This window comes from Azospirillum sp. TSO22-1, assembly GCF_003116015.1.
In the GTDB taxonomy this organism is placed as follows: Bacteria; Pseudomonadota; Alphaproteobacteria; order Azospirillales; family Azospirillaceae; genus Azospirillum.
This window is the reverse complement of sequence record NZ_LGQZ01000125.1, coordinates 24,648-40,089: the sequence shown is the minus strand read 5'-3', so window position 1 is coordinate 40,089 and position 15,442 is coordinate 24,648. Positions and strand designations below refer to the sequence as shown.

Genomic DNA, 15,442 nt, shown 5'->3' with positions numbered 1-15,442 from the left:
AGCTCCTTGGCGATGTGCTCCAAGGGGCGGCCACGGCTCTCCAGCAGGGCGACCGCCTCTTGCTTGAACTCGTCCGTGAAGAAGCGCCCTGTTGTCATCTTCCACCTCTCCGCTCCCAACGGGAGTTTGGCAAAAGTGTCCACCGATTCGGAGGAGGCTCACGAGGGGGATCACGCCTCGCAGTGGGCGGCGATCAACTCGACCGCGGCGATGATCGACTGCAATCCCGAGACGCTGCGGGGCTGGGTCCGGCAGGCCGAGCATGACCAGGGCAAGCGGCCGGGTCCGACAACAGACGAGCGCGAGCGGATCAAGGCGCTGGAGCGCGAGAACCGCGAACTGCGCCAGGCGAACGAGATCCACGCAAGGCATCAGCGTATTTCGCCCAGACAGAGCTCGACCGCCCGTTCAAGAAATGATCGCCTTCATCGAGGCGCATCGCGCCGTCCACGGGGGCGAGCCGATCTGCAGGGTGCTGCCGATCGCCCCGTCCACCTACCGCGCCCATGCCGCCCGGCGGGCCGATCCGTCCAAGGCGCCAGCCCGCTCGCGAAGCGACGCGGAGCTGAGTGTGGCTGTCCGGCGGGTCTGGGAGGCGAATTTCCAGGCCTATGGGGTGCGGAAAGTGTGGCGGCAGTTGCGGCGGGAGGGCGTCGATGTGGCCCGCTGCACGATGGCCCAGCTGATGCGGCACATGGGCCTGAAGGGGGCGATGCGCGGCAAGGCGGTGCGGACCACGATCAGCGACCGGGCGGCGCCCTGTCCGCTCGACCGGGTGAAGCGCCAGTTCCAGTCACCCCGCCCGAATGCCTTGTGGGGCGCGGATTTTACGTATGTTGCGACGTGGCAGGGCTTCGTCTACGTCGCCTTCGTCATCGACACCTTCGCCCGCCGGATCATGGGCTGGTGGGTGTCGCGTACAGCCCATGCCGGCTTTGTGCTGGACGCCCTGGAGCAGGCGCTCCACGATCGCCGGCCGGCCAAGGGCAGGGTGCAGGTGTCGCAGATGCTGCGCCTGCGCATGGGCGCCACCCGGCAGACGCGCTGGTCGCCGCTTGGCGCTCACCGGATGCCAAAGATCCGGCCTTGACCCGCAACCCTAATCAGGGAAGTCTCTCAGACTATGCCCTCGATCACCACACAGGTGCCAACCGCATCAGCCGTATGGAAGAACCGGCCGAGGAGCACCGCGCCGTCCATGGGATGGCTGGTGCGCTCCGAACGGAGGATGGCCCTGAAGCGCCCGGTGGACACGTCGAGTTCGGTTTCGAGATCCTGAAAGTCCACCGGCGTCCGCGTCGCGGCGTACTGCGCCTTGAAAGCCCGCCTCCTTGGCGGAGAAGACGACCGTCTTGATGAGCGCGCGTTCGCCGTGCGGATGGGTGTCCAGGAGGAGGCGCTCGCGCGCAGACATGAACAACGGCACCAGGGATTCGTCGATCCGCGGGTGGTCCTCCAGGTCGATGCCGACGGCGATACCATCCTCCGGCCGGCACAGGGCGACCGCGCACCAATGGCCGCAGTGCGTGATGCTGCCCCCGAGACCGTCCGGCCATCGCGGCGCGCGGTCGGCCGCCATCGGCAGCACCACACCCGCCCGTCCGAGCCGTTCCGCCGCCCGCCGGACGAGCAGGCGTCCAGCGATGAACTCGCGCCGGCGCTTGGCGACGGCCTGCCGGATGGCCGGGCGTTCGTCGGGGTGGAGTTGGTCGGGCGACGGGTTTACCCCCTCCAGTCGACACGCGTCGACGACGACGCGGCCGTCCGCCCCGAAGGTTTCCAGGACCGCGCGCAACACCGGTTCCACCGCTCACCGCCTCCGCCGGAACAACGCCAGCAGTCCGTCGCCCAGCGCGCCGCGCCACGCGAAGTAGTCGTGCCCGGCGGCGTAGTCGCGGTAGACGACGTCGTAGCCCTTCGCCTCCAGCACGTCGCGGAGATGGCGGGAGCTTTCAAGGATGCCGATCTCGTCGTCGGCCGTGGTCTCGAACAGGCCGGCGCTGAGAAAGACGCGCACCGGACGCCGTTCGTGCAATGCCACCAGCCCGGCGACGTATTCCGGCCGGTCCGGCGCCGCGTCGTCGGGATGCCACCAGAATGAGCCGGAGATCGACAGCGCGTTGCCAAAGCGGTCCGGCCGCGCCAGGGCTGCCGTCACCGCCGCCAGCCCACCATAGCTGGAGCCGGCCAGCACCGTGCGATCGGGCCGCGGTTGGATGCCGATGCGGCTCGCCAACCAGGGCACCAGCTCGTCGGCGAGCATCGCGGCGAACGCGGGGTTGGCCGGCAGCTCGCGCGCCCGCGCCTCGGCGCTCGGGTTGGCGATGAAGACGCCCACGGTCGGCGGCAGGCGGTCGTCGCCGGTCAGCCGGTCGAGCACGACGGGGATCGGCGCGCGGCGGTTGAGGTAGTCCGGTCCGTCGAACAGCAGGAGCAGCACCGTGCCGGCGCCTGCCGGATCGACACCGGGCGGCACGTAGACCGCCACGTCGCGCGCGTTGCCGAGGATGCGGCTGGCGAACCGTTCGGTGACGAGCCGGCCGGCCGGTTCCGCCTCGCCGCCAATGCCCGGCTGCGGTGGGGCGTCGGGCAGCTCGACCAGGGAGAACTGGTTGTAGGGGTCGGGGGCGTCTGCCGGCCAGGGGTACCGGTTCAGTGGATCGGCCCGGAGTTGCGCCAGGATCGCCTCCCGGCATTCGCGGCAGGTTCCGGGGAAGTCCGGGACGTCCGGGGCAACCTGGTAGGACAGGCGGGTGGAGGAGGGCACGACGAAGCTCTTGAACCAGACGTCGCTGTCGCCGAGCCGTTCGAGAATCTCGTGGTCCGAGGTCGGCCCGCCCAGCAGGCGGACGCTGTGCCGTGCGCCACGCGCCAGGAAGGTCATCACCACCCGTCCGGGCTCCAGCGGCTCGACGAGCGGCGTTCCCCGCCGCGCCACCTCGCGCCAGAAGGGTTCGGTGCTGCCGCCGCGCTTCAGATCCGCCGCCAGGGCCTCGATGGCGGGACTCAGGTGACCGACGAGGACCGGATGCTGGTCCCCGACGGCGATGCGGCGGGTCAGGGTCAGTTCATAACCGCCGGGAGACCGCAGCGTGACCCGCAGCGCCGCCATGCCGGGCTCGGCGACGAAGCGAAAGACCTCCCGCCCGGTCGTGCCGTCCAGCAGCAGGCGGATCGGACGCCCCTGCCAGTCGACCAGCCGCAGCTCCGCCGGCTCCGCGCCGGATTCCAGCGTGCCTTCCACGTAATCGCCGTCCTCCAGCACCAGCGGGTGGACGGCGCTCCGCTCCGCGCCGGCGACGGTGCCGGCTACCGGGCTGTCGGGAACCAGGGGGACGCCGTCCGGCGCCCCCGCGCATGCGTTCAGACCCATCGTCATCATCCCGGCCAGGACAAGGCGTTTCCATCGCAGCAAGCGGTTCACTCCGTCAGCGGCCGGCCATGACCCGGACGGGTTCCGCCTCCCGGCCGGCCGCGGCGATCACACGGTCGAGCAGCGGCCCGACGATCCGCAGCGAGGTGGGGGCGATGATGTCCTCGTGCGAGCAGTGGGACAGGCGGTGGACGGCCAGCCGCCCGACCCGGCCGCGCCAGCTTCCTTCCGGATCGATCTCCGGCGGGATCGACCTCTCGGCAACGAACAGGGTCAGCTCGCCGTCGTAGGACGGGGTGCGGGCCTTGGACAGCAGCCGCACCGCGTCCTTGTAGTTGCCGAAGATGTGGCCGAACATCTCGACCTTCTCGCGCCGCAGCGCCTCGTCCATCACGTCGGCCAGCGCGTCGCTGAGGAACTGCTCCTGTTCCCGTTCCGCCGCCTGGTCGGCGTCGGTGCGGCCGAGCCCGCTCCAGTCGTGCGCCTCCGCCGGGTAGGTGTCGAGCAGGCCGAGGAAGTCCACGCGCTCGCCCAGCCGCCGCAGCCGCACCGCCATCCCGTAGGCGACGGTGCCGCCCAACGAATAGCCCAGCAGGTGGTAGGGGCCGCGCGGCTGCACCTCGCGCAGGATGGCGAGCTGGCGGTCGCACAGCACGTCCATGTCGGCGCTCAGCGCCAGCGGCCCGTTGGGGCGCGGCGATTGCAGCCCGATGATCGGCCGGTCGCCGCCCAGGTAACGCGACAGCACGCTGTACTGCCAGGACAGGCCGGAACCGGGGTAGAGGCAGACCAGCGGCGACCCGGAACCGTCGCGCAGGCGGATGACCGGCGCGAAGCCCAGGTTCTCCGGCTCGTCCGGCCGCTTCACCTCCGACAGGTGAGCGGCCAGCCGGGCGACGGTGGGCGACACCATGATCTGGCTGACCGACACCGGCCGCCCGAGGTCGCGGCGGATGCGCGCCGCCAGCCGCATCGCCAGCAGCGAATGGCCGCCGATAGCGAAGAAATCGTCGTCGGCACCGACGCGCTCCAGCTCCAGCAGTTCGGCGAAAATAGCCGCCAGCCGGCTTTCCAGCCCCGGCGCCGGGGGCCGCCCGGCACACTCCGCGGCGCCGCCCGCGGACGGCAGCGGCAGGGCCTTGCGGTCCAGCTTGCCGTTCGGCGACAGCGGCAGGGCGTCGAGCGCCACGTAGGCCGTCGGCACCATATGCGGCGGCAGCGTGCCCTCCAGGGCGGCGCGGATCGCCGCCTCGTCGACCGCGTGGCCGGCGGCCGGGACGATCCAGGCGACGAGCTGGCGGCGGTCCATGCCGGCGTCGGTGGCGCTCTGATGCCGGCCGCCCTCTCCGAGCACCGCGGCGTTCACCACCGCCTGTGTCACACCGGGCAGGGCGGCGATGGCGCTCTCGATCTCGCCCAGCTCGATGCGCTGGCCGCGGATCTTCACCTGATGGTCGGTGCGGCCGAGATACTCGACCGAGCCGTCCGCCAGCCAGCGGGCGAGGTCGCCGGTGCGGTACATGCGCCGTCCGCGGTCGAAGGGATCGGCGACGAAGCGGGACGCGGTCAGGCCGGGACGCCCGAGATAGCCGATGGCGAGCTGGTCGCCGCACAGGTAGAGCTCCCCCATCGTCCCCGGCGACACCGGGCGCAGGGCGTGGTCGAGGATGCGGAGCTGCGTGTTCCACACCGGCCAGCCGATCGGGACGCCGCCCTCGCCCTCGATCCAGTCGCCGGCGGCCGGGCAGTAGGTGACGTCGACCGCCGCCTCGGTCGGGCCGTAGAGGTTGTGCAGCTCGGCGGCGAAGCGGGCGGCGAAGGCGCGCGACAGCCCCCGCCCCAGCGCCTCGCCGCTGCAGAAGACGCGGGTCAGGCTGGTGCAGACCGGCGCGTCGGGGCCGTGCGCCTCGACGACGCTGGCGGTGAAGAGGGCCAGCATCGACGGCACGAAATGGATGGTGGTGACGCGGTGGTCCTCGATCAGCCGCACCAGCGCCGCCGGGTCGCGGTGGGCGTCGGGCGGCGCCATCACCAGCTTGGCGCCCACCATGTAGGACCAGAAGAACTCCCACACCGAGACGTCGAAGCCGCAGGGTGTCTTCTGCAGGATGGCGTCGCCGGCATCCAGGGGATACGCGTGCTGCATCCACAGGATGCGGTTGACGATGGCGCCGTGCGACACCGCCACCCCCTTGGGCCGCCCAGTGGTGCCGCTGGTATAGATGACGTAGGCCGGGTGCTCCGGCGTCAGCCGGTCCTCGGGTGGCATCGGCTCGGCCTCCGCCTGGGCATCGACGGCCAGCACCGGAACCGCGTCGCCGAACAGCGGGCGCGCGGCCGCGTCGGTCATCAGCACCCGCGGGCGGGCGTCGGACAGCATGAAGCCCAGACGCTCCGCCGGGTAGCCGAGGTCGAGCGGCAGGTAGGCGGCCCCCGCCTCGATGACCGCCAGGATCGACAGGCTGAGCGCGGCGGAGCGCGGCAGCCCCACCGCCACCACGTCGCCGGGGCGCACCCCCATGGCGCGCAGCCGGCCGGCCAGATGCGCCACCCGCCGGCGCACCTGACGGAAGGTCAGGGCCTCCCGTTCGTCCACCAGCGCCACGGCGTCCGGGGTGCGTAGTGCCTGGGCGGCCAGCAGGCTGCGCAGGGTCTCCGGCGGCACGATCCGCGCGGTGGCGTTCACCGCCATAAGCCGGCTCCGCTCAGCATCCGTGAGCAGCGGTATGGCGGCCACCGGGGTTTCCGGGCGGCGGACCAGCGTCTCCAGCAGGCCGCGCACCCGCTCGGCCAGCGCCCGCGCGTCGGGCACCGCGCCGCGGTTCTCCACCAGCAGCGTCAGCTCGCGGCCGGGCAGCACCAGCAGGGCCAACGGGTAATGGCTGTAGCCCCGGTTGTGGACGCCGGCCACCCGGACGCCGCCAAGGTCGAGGGCATCGTAATCGCTGTCCGGGTAGTTCTCCACCACCAGCAGCGTGTCGAACAGGGTGGCGCCGCCGGCCAGCCCCTGGAGGTCGGACAGGCCGAGGCCGTCATGCTCCATCAGCGCGATGTGGCGGTCCTGGACGGCCGGAAGCTGCGACCACAACTGTTGGGCCGGGTCGAGGGCCACCCGCACTGGCAGGGTGTTGAGGAACAGGCCGACCTGCTCCTCCAGGCCGGCCACGGTGGCGGAACGACCGGACACCGGCGTGCCGAACAGCACGTCGTCACGGCCCGCCATGTTGCCCAGCACCAGCGCCCACACCGCCTGCATGAGCGCGTTGAGGGTCAGCCCCTCGCCGCGCAGCCGGGCGAGCAGCGCATCGGTCAGCTCCGTCGGCAGGGTCACGATGCCCTCGTCCATCGGCGCTTCGCCGCCCGACTTGGCGGCATCGAGCAGCACGGTCGGGACGGCGCCCGCCAGCGCCCCGCTCCACGCGGCCCGGCTCGCCGCGGTGTCGCGGGCCAGCAGGGCGGACACCACCTGCGGGTAGCCGGCCGTCGATGGTGGCATGGCGGCGGCGCCGTAGGCGGTCAGCAGGTCGCGCAGGAGCAGCGGCGTCGACCAGCCGTCCACCACCAGATGATGGATGGCGATCAGCAGCCGGTGACGGTCGGCGGTGGTGCGGACCAGCACGGCCTTCACCAGCCCGAGGAAGCGGTCGGTCGGGTTGGCGCGCTCCGCCGTCGCCGCCTCGATGCGCGCCAGTTCGATTGCGCGTGCCTCCGGCTCCAGCCCCGAAAGGTCGTGCTGCTCGAAGGGCCACAGCTGCTCGCCGCCCGGTGGCAGGGTGGGGATGACCAGCAGGGGCTCGCCGCGCCCGTCGTGGTCGAACAGCCCGGCGAGCTGCGGGTGACGGCGCAGCACCGCGTCGAAGGCGCGGACCAGCCGCTCCTCCTCCAGCGGCCCGTCAAGATCGAGGGCGGTGAAGGCGTTGTAGGCGCTGGCGCGTCCGCCAAGCTGGGTCTGGAACAGCATGCCCTTCTGCAAGGGCAGCAGCGGCACCGCCGCAGCCACCGGCCCGTGACGGGATTCCAGCGTCGCCAGATCGGCGGTCGGTACCGCGGCCGTGCCGGGGCCGGGCTCCGCCTCCAGCGACCGCAGGGCCAGCGCCATGCGCCGCGGGTCGCGCCCGGCGAAGACGTCGCGCGGGCGCAGCTCGAAGCCGTGGACGCGCAGCTCGCTGCCCAGCGCGATGGCGCTGATGCTGTCGCCACCAAGCACGAAAAAATCGGCCTCGGCGCCCACCGACGCCAACCTCAGCACCTTGGCCATCGCCCGGCACAGCAACTCCTCTGCCGGGGTGGCGGGGGCGTCGCCGCCGGTGTCGGCGGCGGGGACGGGCAGGCGCACCCGGTCCACCTTGCCGTTGACCGTCAGCGGGAAGGCGTCCAGCACCACCAGCGCCGACGGCACCATGTAGTCGGGCAGCCGCTCGCGCAGGGCCGTCAGCAGAACGCGGGCGGAAGCCTCGGCGGGCGGGTCGGACAGGGTGCAATAGCCGATCAGCCGGTGGCTGTCGTTCACCGCCTCCGCCACCACCAACGCGCCGGCCACGCCGGGCAGGCGCTGCAGGGCCGCCTCCACCTCCGGGATCTCGATGCGGTAGCCGCGGACCTTGATCTGGTGGTCGGCGCGGCCGATGAAGTCGACTTGGCCCCCGGCGGTCCAGCGCACCAGATCGCCGGTACGGTAAAGCCGCCCGCCCGAGCCGAAGGGATCGGCGACGAAACGCTGGGCGGTCAGGCCCGGGCGCCCCATGTAGCCCGCCGCCAGACCGGCGCCGCCGATGTAGAGTTCGCCGGCGGTGCCCACCGGAACCGGTCGCAGCCGGGCGTCCAGCACGTGCACGCGCACATTGCCGACCGGCCGCCCGACCACCGGCCGGTCCGACACCGTCACCGGCGCGCGCAGCGTGTCCACCGTGTTCTCGGTCGGGCCGTAGAGGTTGACCGCCATCAGGTCGGGATGGCCGCGCAGCCGCGTCCACAAGGCGGGGGAGGCCGCCTCCCCGCCGATCAGGACCAGCGTCGGGTGGTGGTGGCCCGGCTCCATCAGGCCGCAGGCCAGCATCTGCGCGCAGAAGGACGGCGGCAGGTCCATGGCGTCGATGCGGCGGGTGCGCAGCTCCTCGACCAGAGCGTGGGCGTCGCGCCGCAGCTCCTCGTCGAAGACGTGCAGCTCCTGCCCCAGGAGCATCCAGAAGATCTGCAGCCAGGAGGAATCGAAGGCCAGGGAATGGGTGTGCGCCGCCCTGAGCGCGCGGGCGCCGCCGTGACGCTGCCGGAAGGCCTCCAACGCCGGGCCATACACCGTCGCCGTGTGCGACAGCAGCAGGTTCAGCAGCGCGCCGTGGGTGTTCATCACCCCCTTGGGACGGCCGGTGGAGCCGGAGGTGAAGATGATGGTGGCGGTGCGCGCCGCGGTCAGCGGCGCCGTCCGCTCCGCCGCCGCGACGGGTGCCCCCGACAGGGCGGCGCAGGTCGCCACCACATCGGCGTCATCCAGGCACAGCGCCTCCAGCCCGGCGGGCAGCCGTCCGGCGACCGAGGCCCAGGTGAGGGCGCAGCGTGGCCGGGCGTCCTCGCACATCATGGCAAGGCGCTCGGCGGGGTAGTCGAGGTCCAACGGCAGATGGGTGGCGCCGCTCGCCAGCACCGCCAGCATGGCGACCACCGCGTCGACCGAGCGCGGAACCGCCACCGCAACCACGTCGCCGGGGCCGATGCCGCGGCCGATCAGCAGCCGCGCCAGCCGCGCCACGCTGCCGGACAGCTCGCGGAAGCTGAGGCGCCGGTCGCCGGAGACGGGGTCGACGAAGACCAGCGCGGTGGCGTCCGGCGTCTCCGCGGCCTGACGGTCCAGCACCTCCACCAGCGTTGCCGGGCGCTCCGGGGCGGCGAAGACGGGGCCGGCCGACCAGCCGGCGATGGCCGCCTCCTCGTCCGCGTCCATCACCGGCAGGCGGTCGAGCGGGCGGTCTCCCGCCACCGCCGCGTCCAGCAGACGGATCAGGCGGCGGGCGTGGCGGGCGAGCTCGGCGGCGTCGTAGCGGGTGCGGTCGGCGCGCAGCTCCAGCGTGATGCCACCGCCGCGCGTCTGCAGTCCGAACTCGAAGTCATCGACGGGGCCTGTCGCCAGATGGTGGGTGACCGCCGCCACCCCGGCGAAGTCGAGGTCGTAGTCGAACATCCGGTAGTTGACGACCGGGCCGTAGAGCGCCTTGCCCGACCCGACCTGCCCCAGGTCGCGCGGGATGCGCTCGGCGTCGTAGCGCTGGTGGCGGCGCGCCTGCTTCAGCGCGGCGCGCACCCGGTCGGCGGCGGCGGCCAGGGTCGGCGCGCCGTCGAGGTCGATGCGCACCGGCAGCACGTTCACCACCGGCGCCACCGCGTGGACGGCGGTCGAGCCCATGCGCCGCATGAAGGGGAAGCCCATCACCGGCCGCGGGTCGCCGGACAGGCGCTGCAGATAGACGGCGATGCCGGCCATCAGCAGGTCGAAGACCGCGACTCCGCCCGCCTCCGCCTGCCGCGCCAGCCGCTGCGCCAGCGGGTGCGGCAGGTCGGCGGCGTGCGCCACCACCTCCGAGGTCGCCTGCTGCTCGGTCGGCTTGGCGCCGTGCACGGAGAGGGTCAGCGGCGCCGGGAAGTCGCGGCACAGCGCGCTCCAGTAGGCACGGTCGCGGACCACGGCGTCGGAGGCGAGATAGACCTCCTCCTCCGCGGCCACAGCGGCGACGGGGACGAAGGGGCTGGGCGAAGGCGCGCGACCGTCAGCGTAAGCGGCGTACAGCCCGGCGACGCGGCGGGTCAGCGCGTTGAAGCTGTAGCCGTCCAGCTGGATGTGGTGGAAGCGCTGGTACCAGATCCAGCGCGGTGCGCCGTCGGTGCCGGCGACGTCGAACAGGATCTGCCGGCACAGCGGCCGGGCGCCGTCGGCCGGCAGGTCGGCGGCCAGATCCTCGGCCATGACGGCGCGCGCGGCGGCGGCCGGGTCGGCGGCGGCGGTCAGGTCGATGCGTTCCGGCTCCGGCACCGCGGCCCTGGGGTCGCCGTCGGGGGGGATCTGGACGATGGCGCCGTCCTGCTCGGCGAAGCGCGCGATGACGGTGTCGGCCTCCGCCAGCCCGTCGCCGATGGCCCGCGCCAGCCGGTCGGCGTCGATGGCGCCGTTCAGCTCGATGGCATGGGCGATGGCGTAGGCGTTCTTCCGGGCCGCGACCTGATCCGCCAGCCAGATTCCCAGTTGCGTGCCCAGCAGGGGGACGATGCGCATGGCCCTGTCCTCGTTTCGGATGGTCAAGCCGTCAGGCGGCGGGGACGAGGACGGTCCAGGCCGCCTCGATGTGGTCGAGGCAGGCGGCGTGGCCGGCGGGACCGAAGACGGCGTCCCAGCCGTCGGGCACCGCGGCGAATCCCGGCCACAGACTGAACTGGCCGGCGGCGTTCGTTAGAACGAGGAACGCGTGGCGCTCGTCGTCGAAGGGGTTGACGTAATGGTCGTTGGTCATGGGAGGGATCCTGGAAGCCTTGAAGCGGGAGGGGCCTACCGCCCCAGCGTCGCGCCGCCGTCCACCAGCAGGTCGGCCATGGTGATGTGCCCGGCGGCGGGGGAGGCGAGGAAAACGACGGCGTCGGCGATGTCCTGCGGGGTGGCCAGCTTGTGGAGCGGGATGCCCAGCTTGAACCGTTCGGGATCGCCGCGGATGGTCTTCGCGGCCCCGTCCGCCCCGTCCCACAGCGCGCGCTGCATCGCCGTGTCGGTGGAGCCGGGGGAGACGACGTTGCAGCGCACGCCGTAGGGTGCCAGCTCCAGCCCCGCCGTCATGGTCAGGCTGGTCAGCGCCGCCTTCGACGCGCCGTAGGCGGCCATGCCGGCCCGCGGCACGTGGGCGGCGTTGGACGACACGCTGACGATGGCGCCGCCCCGGCTGCGCTTGAGGGCTGGGATCACCGTCCGCATCATGTGGAAGGGGCCGGCGACGTTCACGGCGAAGGTGTCGTGCCAGTCGGCGTCCTCCATCTCCTCCACCGGCCCCATGCGCAGGATGCCCGCGACGTTCGCCAGGACGTCGATCGCGGCGCCCCCGGCGAACAGCGCACGCCCGGTGCCGGCGACCGCGGCGGCGTCGGCGATGTCGAGCGTCACGGTCCGGTACGGCCGCTCCCCGTCCCATTGCCGGTCGAAGGCGATCACCGTCGCGCCGCGGGCGTGGAAGGAATCGGCCACCGCCTGCCCGATGCCCTGGCCGGCGCCGGTCACCCAGGCGGTCCGTCCGGCGAAGTCCGTCATGTCCGCCCTCACGCCGCGGCGGCCAGCTTGGACTGGACCAGTGCCCACCAGCCGTTGATGGTCGGCCGCACCGCCAGGTCGGCGAAGCCGATGTCGATCCCCGCCGCCTTCCAGCGATCGACGAGCTGCATCACCACGATGGAATCGAGCCCGAAGTCCATCAGCACGTCGTCGTCCCCCGGCTCGTCGTCGAGCGACGCCAGCAGGGTTCGGCGCAGCCCCTCCTTGCTCAGAACATCGACCGGCGGGGCCAGGATCTCGTCGGAATGCAGCGTCCGGCCGGCGTTGCGCGCGACGTAGCGCAGCGCCGCCAGATGGTCGTCGCGGGTGAAGTCGGCGATGGCGTCGGCGACCAGGAACGGCTTGATGCCGCGCATGAACGCCTCGACCGCCGTCTGCATCACGCCGATGTGGGCGTAGATGCCGCAGATCAGCAACTGGTCGCGGCCCGCCTCCGCCAGGATCTCGGCGAGCGGGGCGCGGTAGAAGGCGCTGTAGCGCCATTTCGTCAGCACCCGGTCGTCGGCCTCGGGAGCGAACGCCGCGACGATGCCGGCCTGTTCCGGCTTCCGGGTCAGGCCCGGCCCCCACATGTCGTTCAGCAGGCCGCGGTCGGCGTCCGACTGCACCGCCGGCTGCGCGGTGTAGACGACCGGCACGCCCTGCGCCTTCAGATGGCGCTTCAGCCGGGCGATGGTGTCCACGCACCTGATAATGGCGGGGTTCCCGTCGCCGTAGAAGTCGACGAAATAATCCTGCATGTCATGGATCAGCAGCACCGCGCGGCCGGGATCGAAGGGCCAGGACACCTTGTCCTGCGGCAGCTCGGCGGCGGAGGGTAGGCTGTAGTGGGCGATGGATCGTATGGTCATGGTGCGGTCATTTCCGTCTGGGCAATAGGGTCCACGAGGCCGTGCCTCACCCGCTCGCGCAGGGTCTGCTTGTCGATCTTGCCGACGGCGGTCTTGGGCAGTTCGGCGACGAGGACGAAGCGGTCCGGCAGCTTGAAGTCCGCCAGCCCCTGGCCGCGCAGGAAGCGGCGCAGCTCGGAGGGCCTGGTGTCGGGCGGGGCGATGACGAAGGCGCAGCTGCGCTCGCCCATCAGCGGGTCGGGCATGGCGACGATGGCGGCGTGGCCGACGGCGGGATGGCCGGCCAGCACGTCCTCCACCTCCTGCGCGTCGATCTTCTCGCCGCCGCGGTTGATCTGGTCCTTGTTGCGGCCGCAGACGACGAGGTTGCCGCCAGGGGCCATGGCGACGAGGTCGCCGCTGCAATAGAACCCCTCGTCGTCGAAGACGCGGGCGTTGTGCTGCTCGGCCTTGTAGTAGCCGCGGAAGGTGTAGGGGCCGCGGGTCCACAGCTCGCCCACCTCGCCCGGTGAAACCGGCCGGCCGGCGGGGTCGAGGATGCGGACCTCGTCGTCGGGGCTCATCGGCCGCCCCTGGGTGTTGACCACCGTCCAGGCATCGTCGTCGAGCCGGGTGTAGTTCACCAGACCCTCCGCCATGCCGAACACCTGCTGCAGGCGGCAGCCCAGCCGCTCCGGCACCCGTTCGGCGACGGCCGGACTGAGCTTGGCGCCGCCCACCTGCACCACCTCAAGGCTTGACAGGTCGGCGGCGGAGCCGGGCGCCGCCTCCAGCCAGACCGACAGCATGGGCGGCACCAGCGCCGCCCAGGTCGCGCGGTGCCGCTCGATCAGCGGGAAGCAGGTGGCGGGGCCGGGGTCGCCCGCCAGGATCACCGTGCCGCCGGCGTGAAACACGCCGAGCGCGCCGGGCGAGCTGAGGGTGAAGTTGTGCGGCGCCGGCAGGGCGCAGAGGAAGCGGCAGCCGCCGTCCAGGCGGCAGAGCTCGGCGCTGCGGCGCACGCTGTAGAGATAGTCGTCGTGGGTGCGCGGGATCAGCTTCGGCGTGCCGGTGCTGCCGCCGGACAGCTGGAAGAAGGCCACGCCGGACGCGTCCACGGCGTGGTCCGGCGCGGCGTCCGGGGCCGCCGACAGCGCCTCGCCGGTGCCCCAGGCGAAGCTGCCGATCACGTCGTCCGCCGGGTCGCCGAGCAGGAGCAGCCGGTCCAGCCCGGCGGTCAGCGAGCCGGCGACCGCGCCCGCCGGGTCGGCGGCCACCAGCGGATGGCCCTTGGCCAGCACCGCCAGCTTGGGTTCGATCTGGCGCGCGTAGGCGGTCAGCTCGAAGGCGCCGTGGTTGTTCAGCGCGTTCACCGGGACCACGCCGCACTTCAGCAGGGCGAAGAAGACAATGTAGAATTCGGCGCGGTTTGGCAGCTGCACCAGCGCCGTGTCCCCGGCCCGCAGCCCGCGGGTCTGGAAGGCCGCCGCCAGCCGGTCGGACAGCCGCTGCACGTCGGCGTAGCGGAACCGGCGCTCGCCGCAGAGGATGGCGGTGGCCTCCGCCTCCGCGCCGCGGTGACGCTCCACCACGTCGGTCAGCGGATCGCCGGTCCAGTAGCCCTTCGCGCGGTAGCGCTCGGCGAACTCGGCCGGCCAGGGGGTGAAGGCGACGCTCACGACGCCATCTCCACCGACACCGCCGGCCGGGAGGCCCCGACGCCGAACAGGTTCAGCATGGTGGCGAGCTTGGCCGCCGTCTCCTCCCACTCCGCCGCGGGCGAGGACTCCGCGACGATGCCGGCCCCGGCGTAGAGGCGCAGGCGGCGGCCGTGCACAAGCCCGCAGCGGATGGACAGCGCCCACTCGCCATTGCCGCGGCTGTCCATCCAGCCGACCATGCCGCTGTACCAGCCGCGGGCGTAGCCTTCGAGCCCGGCGATGGCGTCGCGGGCGAGGTCGGTCGGCGTGCCGCAGATGGCCGGCGTCGGGTGGAGCGCGTGGGCGAGCCGCAGCGGCGACGCCGACGGGTCGGACAGCGCGCCGGTCAGCTCGGTGGACAGGTGCAGCATGGTCGGCGTGCGGATCACGCTGGGCTCGTCCGGCACGGCCAGCCGGTCGCAATGGGCGGCCAGCGCGGCGCGCACGGCGTCGACCACGTAGCGGTGCTCCGTCCGGTCCTTGGCCGACGCCAACAGGGCGGCGGTGCGCTGCCGCTCGACCTCCACCGAGGGGCTGCGCGGGGCGGAGCCGGCCAGCGGGTTGCTAACCACCGTCCGCCCGGTCTTGCGGATCAGCAGCTCCGGGCTCGCCCCGACCAGCGTCTGGCCATAGGCGACGGGCGCGGCGAAGACGTAGGCGCCGGGATTCTGCCGCAGCAGGGCGCGCAGCAGGCGGTCCGGCGCGAAGGCGCCGCGGGCCTCGACGTCGAGCGGGCGCGACAGCACCACCTTCTTCAGCGGCGTGTCGCGGAACAGGCCGATCGCGCGCTCCACCGCCGTTTCGAAGGCGCCGCGGCCGACCGTCTCCTCGACGGCGGCCAATTCCGCCGGCACCTCGTCCGCCGGGGCGGAGGCGGCCAAGCGGGTGGCGTCCTCGTGCTCGTAGCGGTGCGGGATGAACAGGCGGGCCTGCTGGCGGCCGTCGAACGGAACGGCGCCAACCAGGATCGGGTTGTCGATGCCGCGGGCGGTGCGGCGGCGGAAGGCGCTGTCGAGCGCTTCCTCCCAGCGGCCGTCGGCGAAGCTGCGGCCGTCGAGGGCGACGTCCATCCGCTCGGCCTCGCCGTAGGCTTTCAGGACGCGGCCGCGCGAGGCGAACACGAAATCGGGCTCACAACGGCCGCCGGGCGGCCGTTCCCCGACGGGCAGGGGTAGAACGTCCATGGAAACCGAGCCTCCACTGGCCATCCGCACGCGCGGATGACGTTGACATCATTGGA

Annotated in this window: 8 protein-coding genes, 1 pseudogene and 1 other annotated feature; of the genes and pseudogenes, 1 reads left to right on the top strand and 8 read right to left on the bottom strand. The window is 72.6% G+C overall.

The window, feature by feature from the left end:
- Positions 1-159: 159 nt before the first annotated feature.
- Positions 160-979, top strand: a pseudogene (locus tag TSO221_RS27735) (IS3 family transposase); the annotation flags it as partial.
- Positions 374-490 (top strand) — a sequence feature (AL1L pseudoknot). It overlaps the preceding pseudogene by 117 nt.
- A gap of 177 nt (positions 980-1,156) precedes the next feature.
- On the opposite strand, the gene TSO221_RS35160 reads toward TSO221_RS27735, so the two are convergent.
- From TSO221_RS35160 to TSO221_RS27700, 8 genes are read right to left on the bottom strand one after another with little or no spacing between them, the layout of a single operon-like run.
- A complete protein-coding gene (locus TSO221_RS35160; RefSeq protein WP_146208924.1) occupies positions 1,157-1,807 on the bottom strand; it encodes a 4'-phosphopantetheinyl transferase superfamily protein in 651 nt (216 codons plus the stop codon).
- Positions 1,808-1,810: 3 nt separating this feature from the next.
- On the bottom strand, positions 1,811-3,373 hold the full coding sequence (locus TSO221_RS27730; RefSeq protein ID WP_247878304.1) for an alpha/beta hydrolase-fold protein: 1,563 nt from the start codon (positions 3,371-3,373) through the stop codon (positions 1,811-1,813).
- A 55-nt stretch (positions 3,374-3,428) separates the two neighbouring features.
- Entirely contained in the window at positions 3,429-10,634 is a 7,206-nt protein-coding gene (locus TSO221_RS27725; protein WP_109121749.1) for a non-ribosomal peptide synthetase, read from the bottom strand.
- 31 nt (positions 10,635-10,665) lie between these two features.
- A complete protein-coding gene (locus TSO221_RS27720) occupies positions 10,666-10,869 on the bottom strand; it encodes an MbtH family protein (protein ID WP_109121748.1) in 204 nt (67 codons plus the stop codon).
- A 35-nt stretch (positions 10,870-10,904) separates the two neighbouring features.
- Positions 10,905-11,651: a 2,3-dihydro-2,3-dihydroxybenzoate dehydrogenase gene (gene dhbA, locus TSO221_RS27715; RefSeq protein ID WP_109121747.1), complete on the bottom strand. Its 747-nt coding sequence runs from the start codon at positions 11,649-11,651 to the stop codon at positions 10,905-10,907.
- Positions 11,652-11,659: 8 nt separating this feature from the next.
- A complete protein-coding gene (locus tag TSO221_RS27710; RefSeq protein ID WP_109121746.1) occupies positions 11,660-12,523 on the bottom strand; it encodes an isochorismatase family protein in 864 nt (287 codons plus the stop codon).
- Positions 12,520-14,181 carry a (2,3-dihydroxybenzoyl)adenylate synthase gene (locus TSO221_RS27705; RefSeq protein WP_109121745.1) on the bottom strand — a complete coding sequence of 554 codons (1,662 nt, stop codon included), beginning with the start codon at positions 14,179-14,181 and terminating at the stop codon, positions 12,520-12,522. Before TSO221_RS27705 ends, TSO221_RS27710 begins: the two co-directional genes overlap by 4 nt.
- Positions 14,178-15,386, bottom strand: a complete 1,209-nt coding sequence (locus TSO221_RS27700; protein ID WP_109121744.1) for an isochorismate synthase — start codon at positions 15,384-15,386, stop codon at positions 14,178-14,180. The genes TSO221_RS27705 and TSO221_RS27700 overlap by 4 nt, the downstream gene beginning before the upstream one ends.
- Positions 15,387-15,442: the final 56 nt, after the last annotated feature.

Bases quoted from the DNA above. Each gene is read 5' to 3' on its own strand.
- TSO221_RS27730 (WP_247878304.1), bottom strand. From the start codon at position 3,373: ATGGGTCTGAACGCATGCGCGGGGGCGCCGGACGGCGTCCCCCTGGTT.
- TSO221_RS27725 (WP_109121749.1), bottom strand. From the start codon at position 10,634: ATGCGCATCGTCCCCCTGCTGGGCACGCAACTGGGAATCTGGCTGGCG.
- TSO221_RS27720 (WP_109121748.1), bottom strand. From the start codon at position 10,869: ATGACCAACGACCATTACGTCAACCCCTTCGACGACGAGCGCCACGCG.
- dhbA (WP_109121747.1), bottom strand. From the start codon at position 11,651: ATGACGGACTTCGCCGGACGGACCGCCTGGGTGACCGGCGCCGGCCAG.
- TSO221_RS27710 (WP_109121746.1), bottom strand. From the start codon at position 12,523: ATGACCATACGATCCATCGCCCACTACAGCCTACCCTCCGCCGCCGAG.
- TSO221_RS27700 (WP_109121744.1), bottom strand. From the start codon at position 15,386: ATGGACGTTCTACCCCTGCCCGTCGGGGAACGGCCGCCCGGCGGCCGT.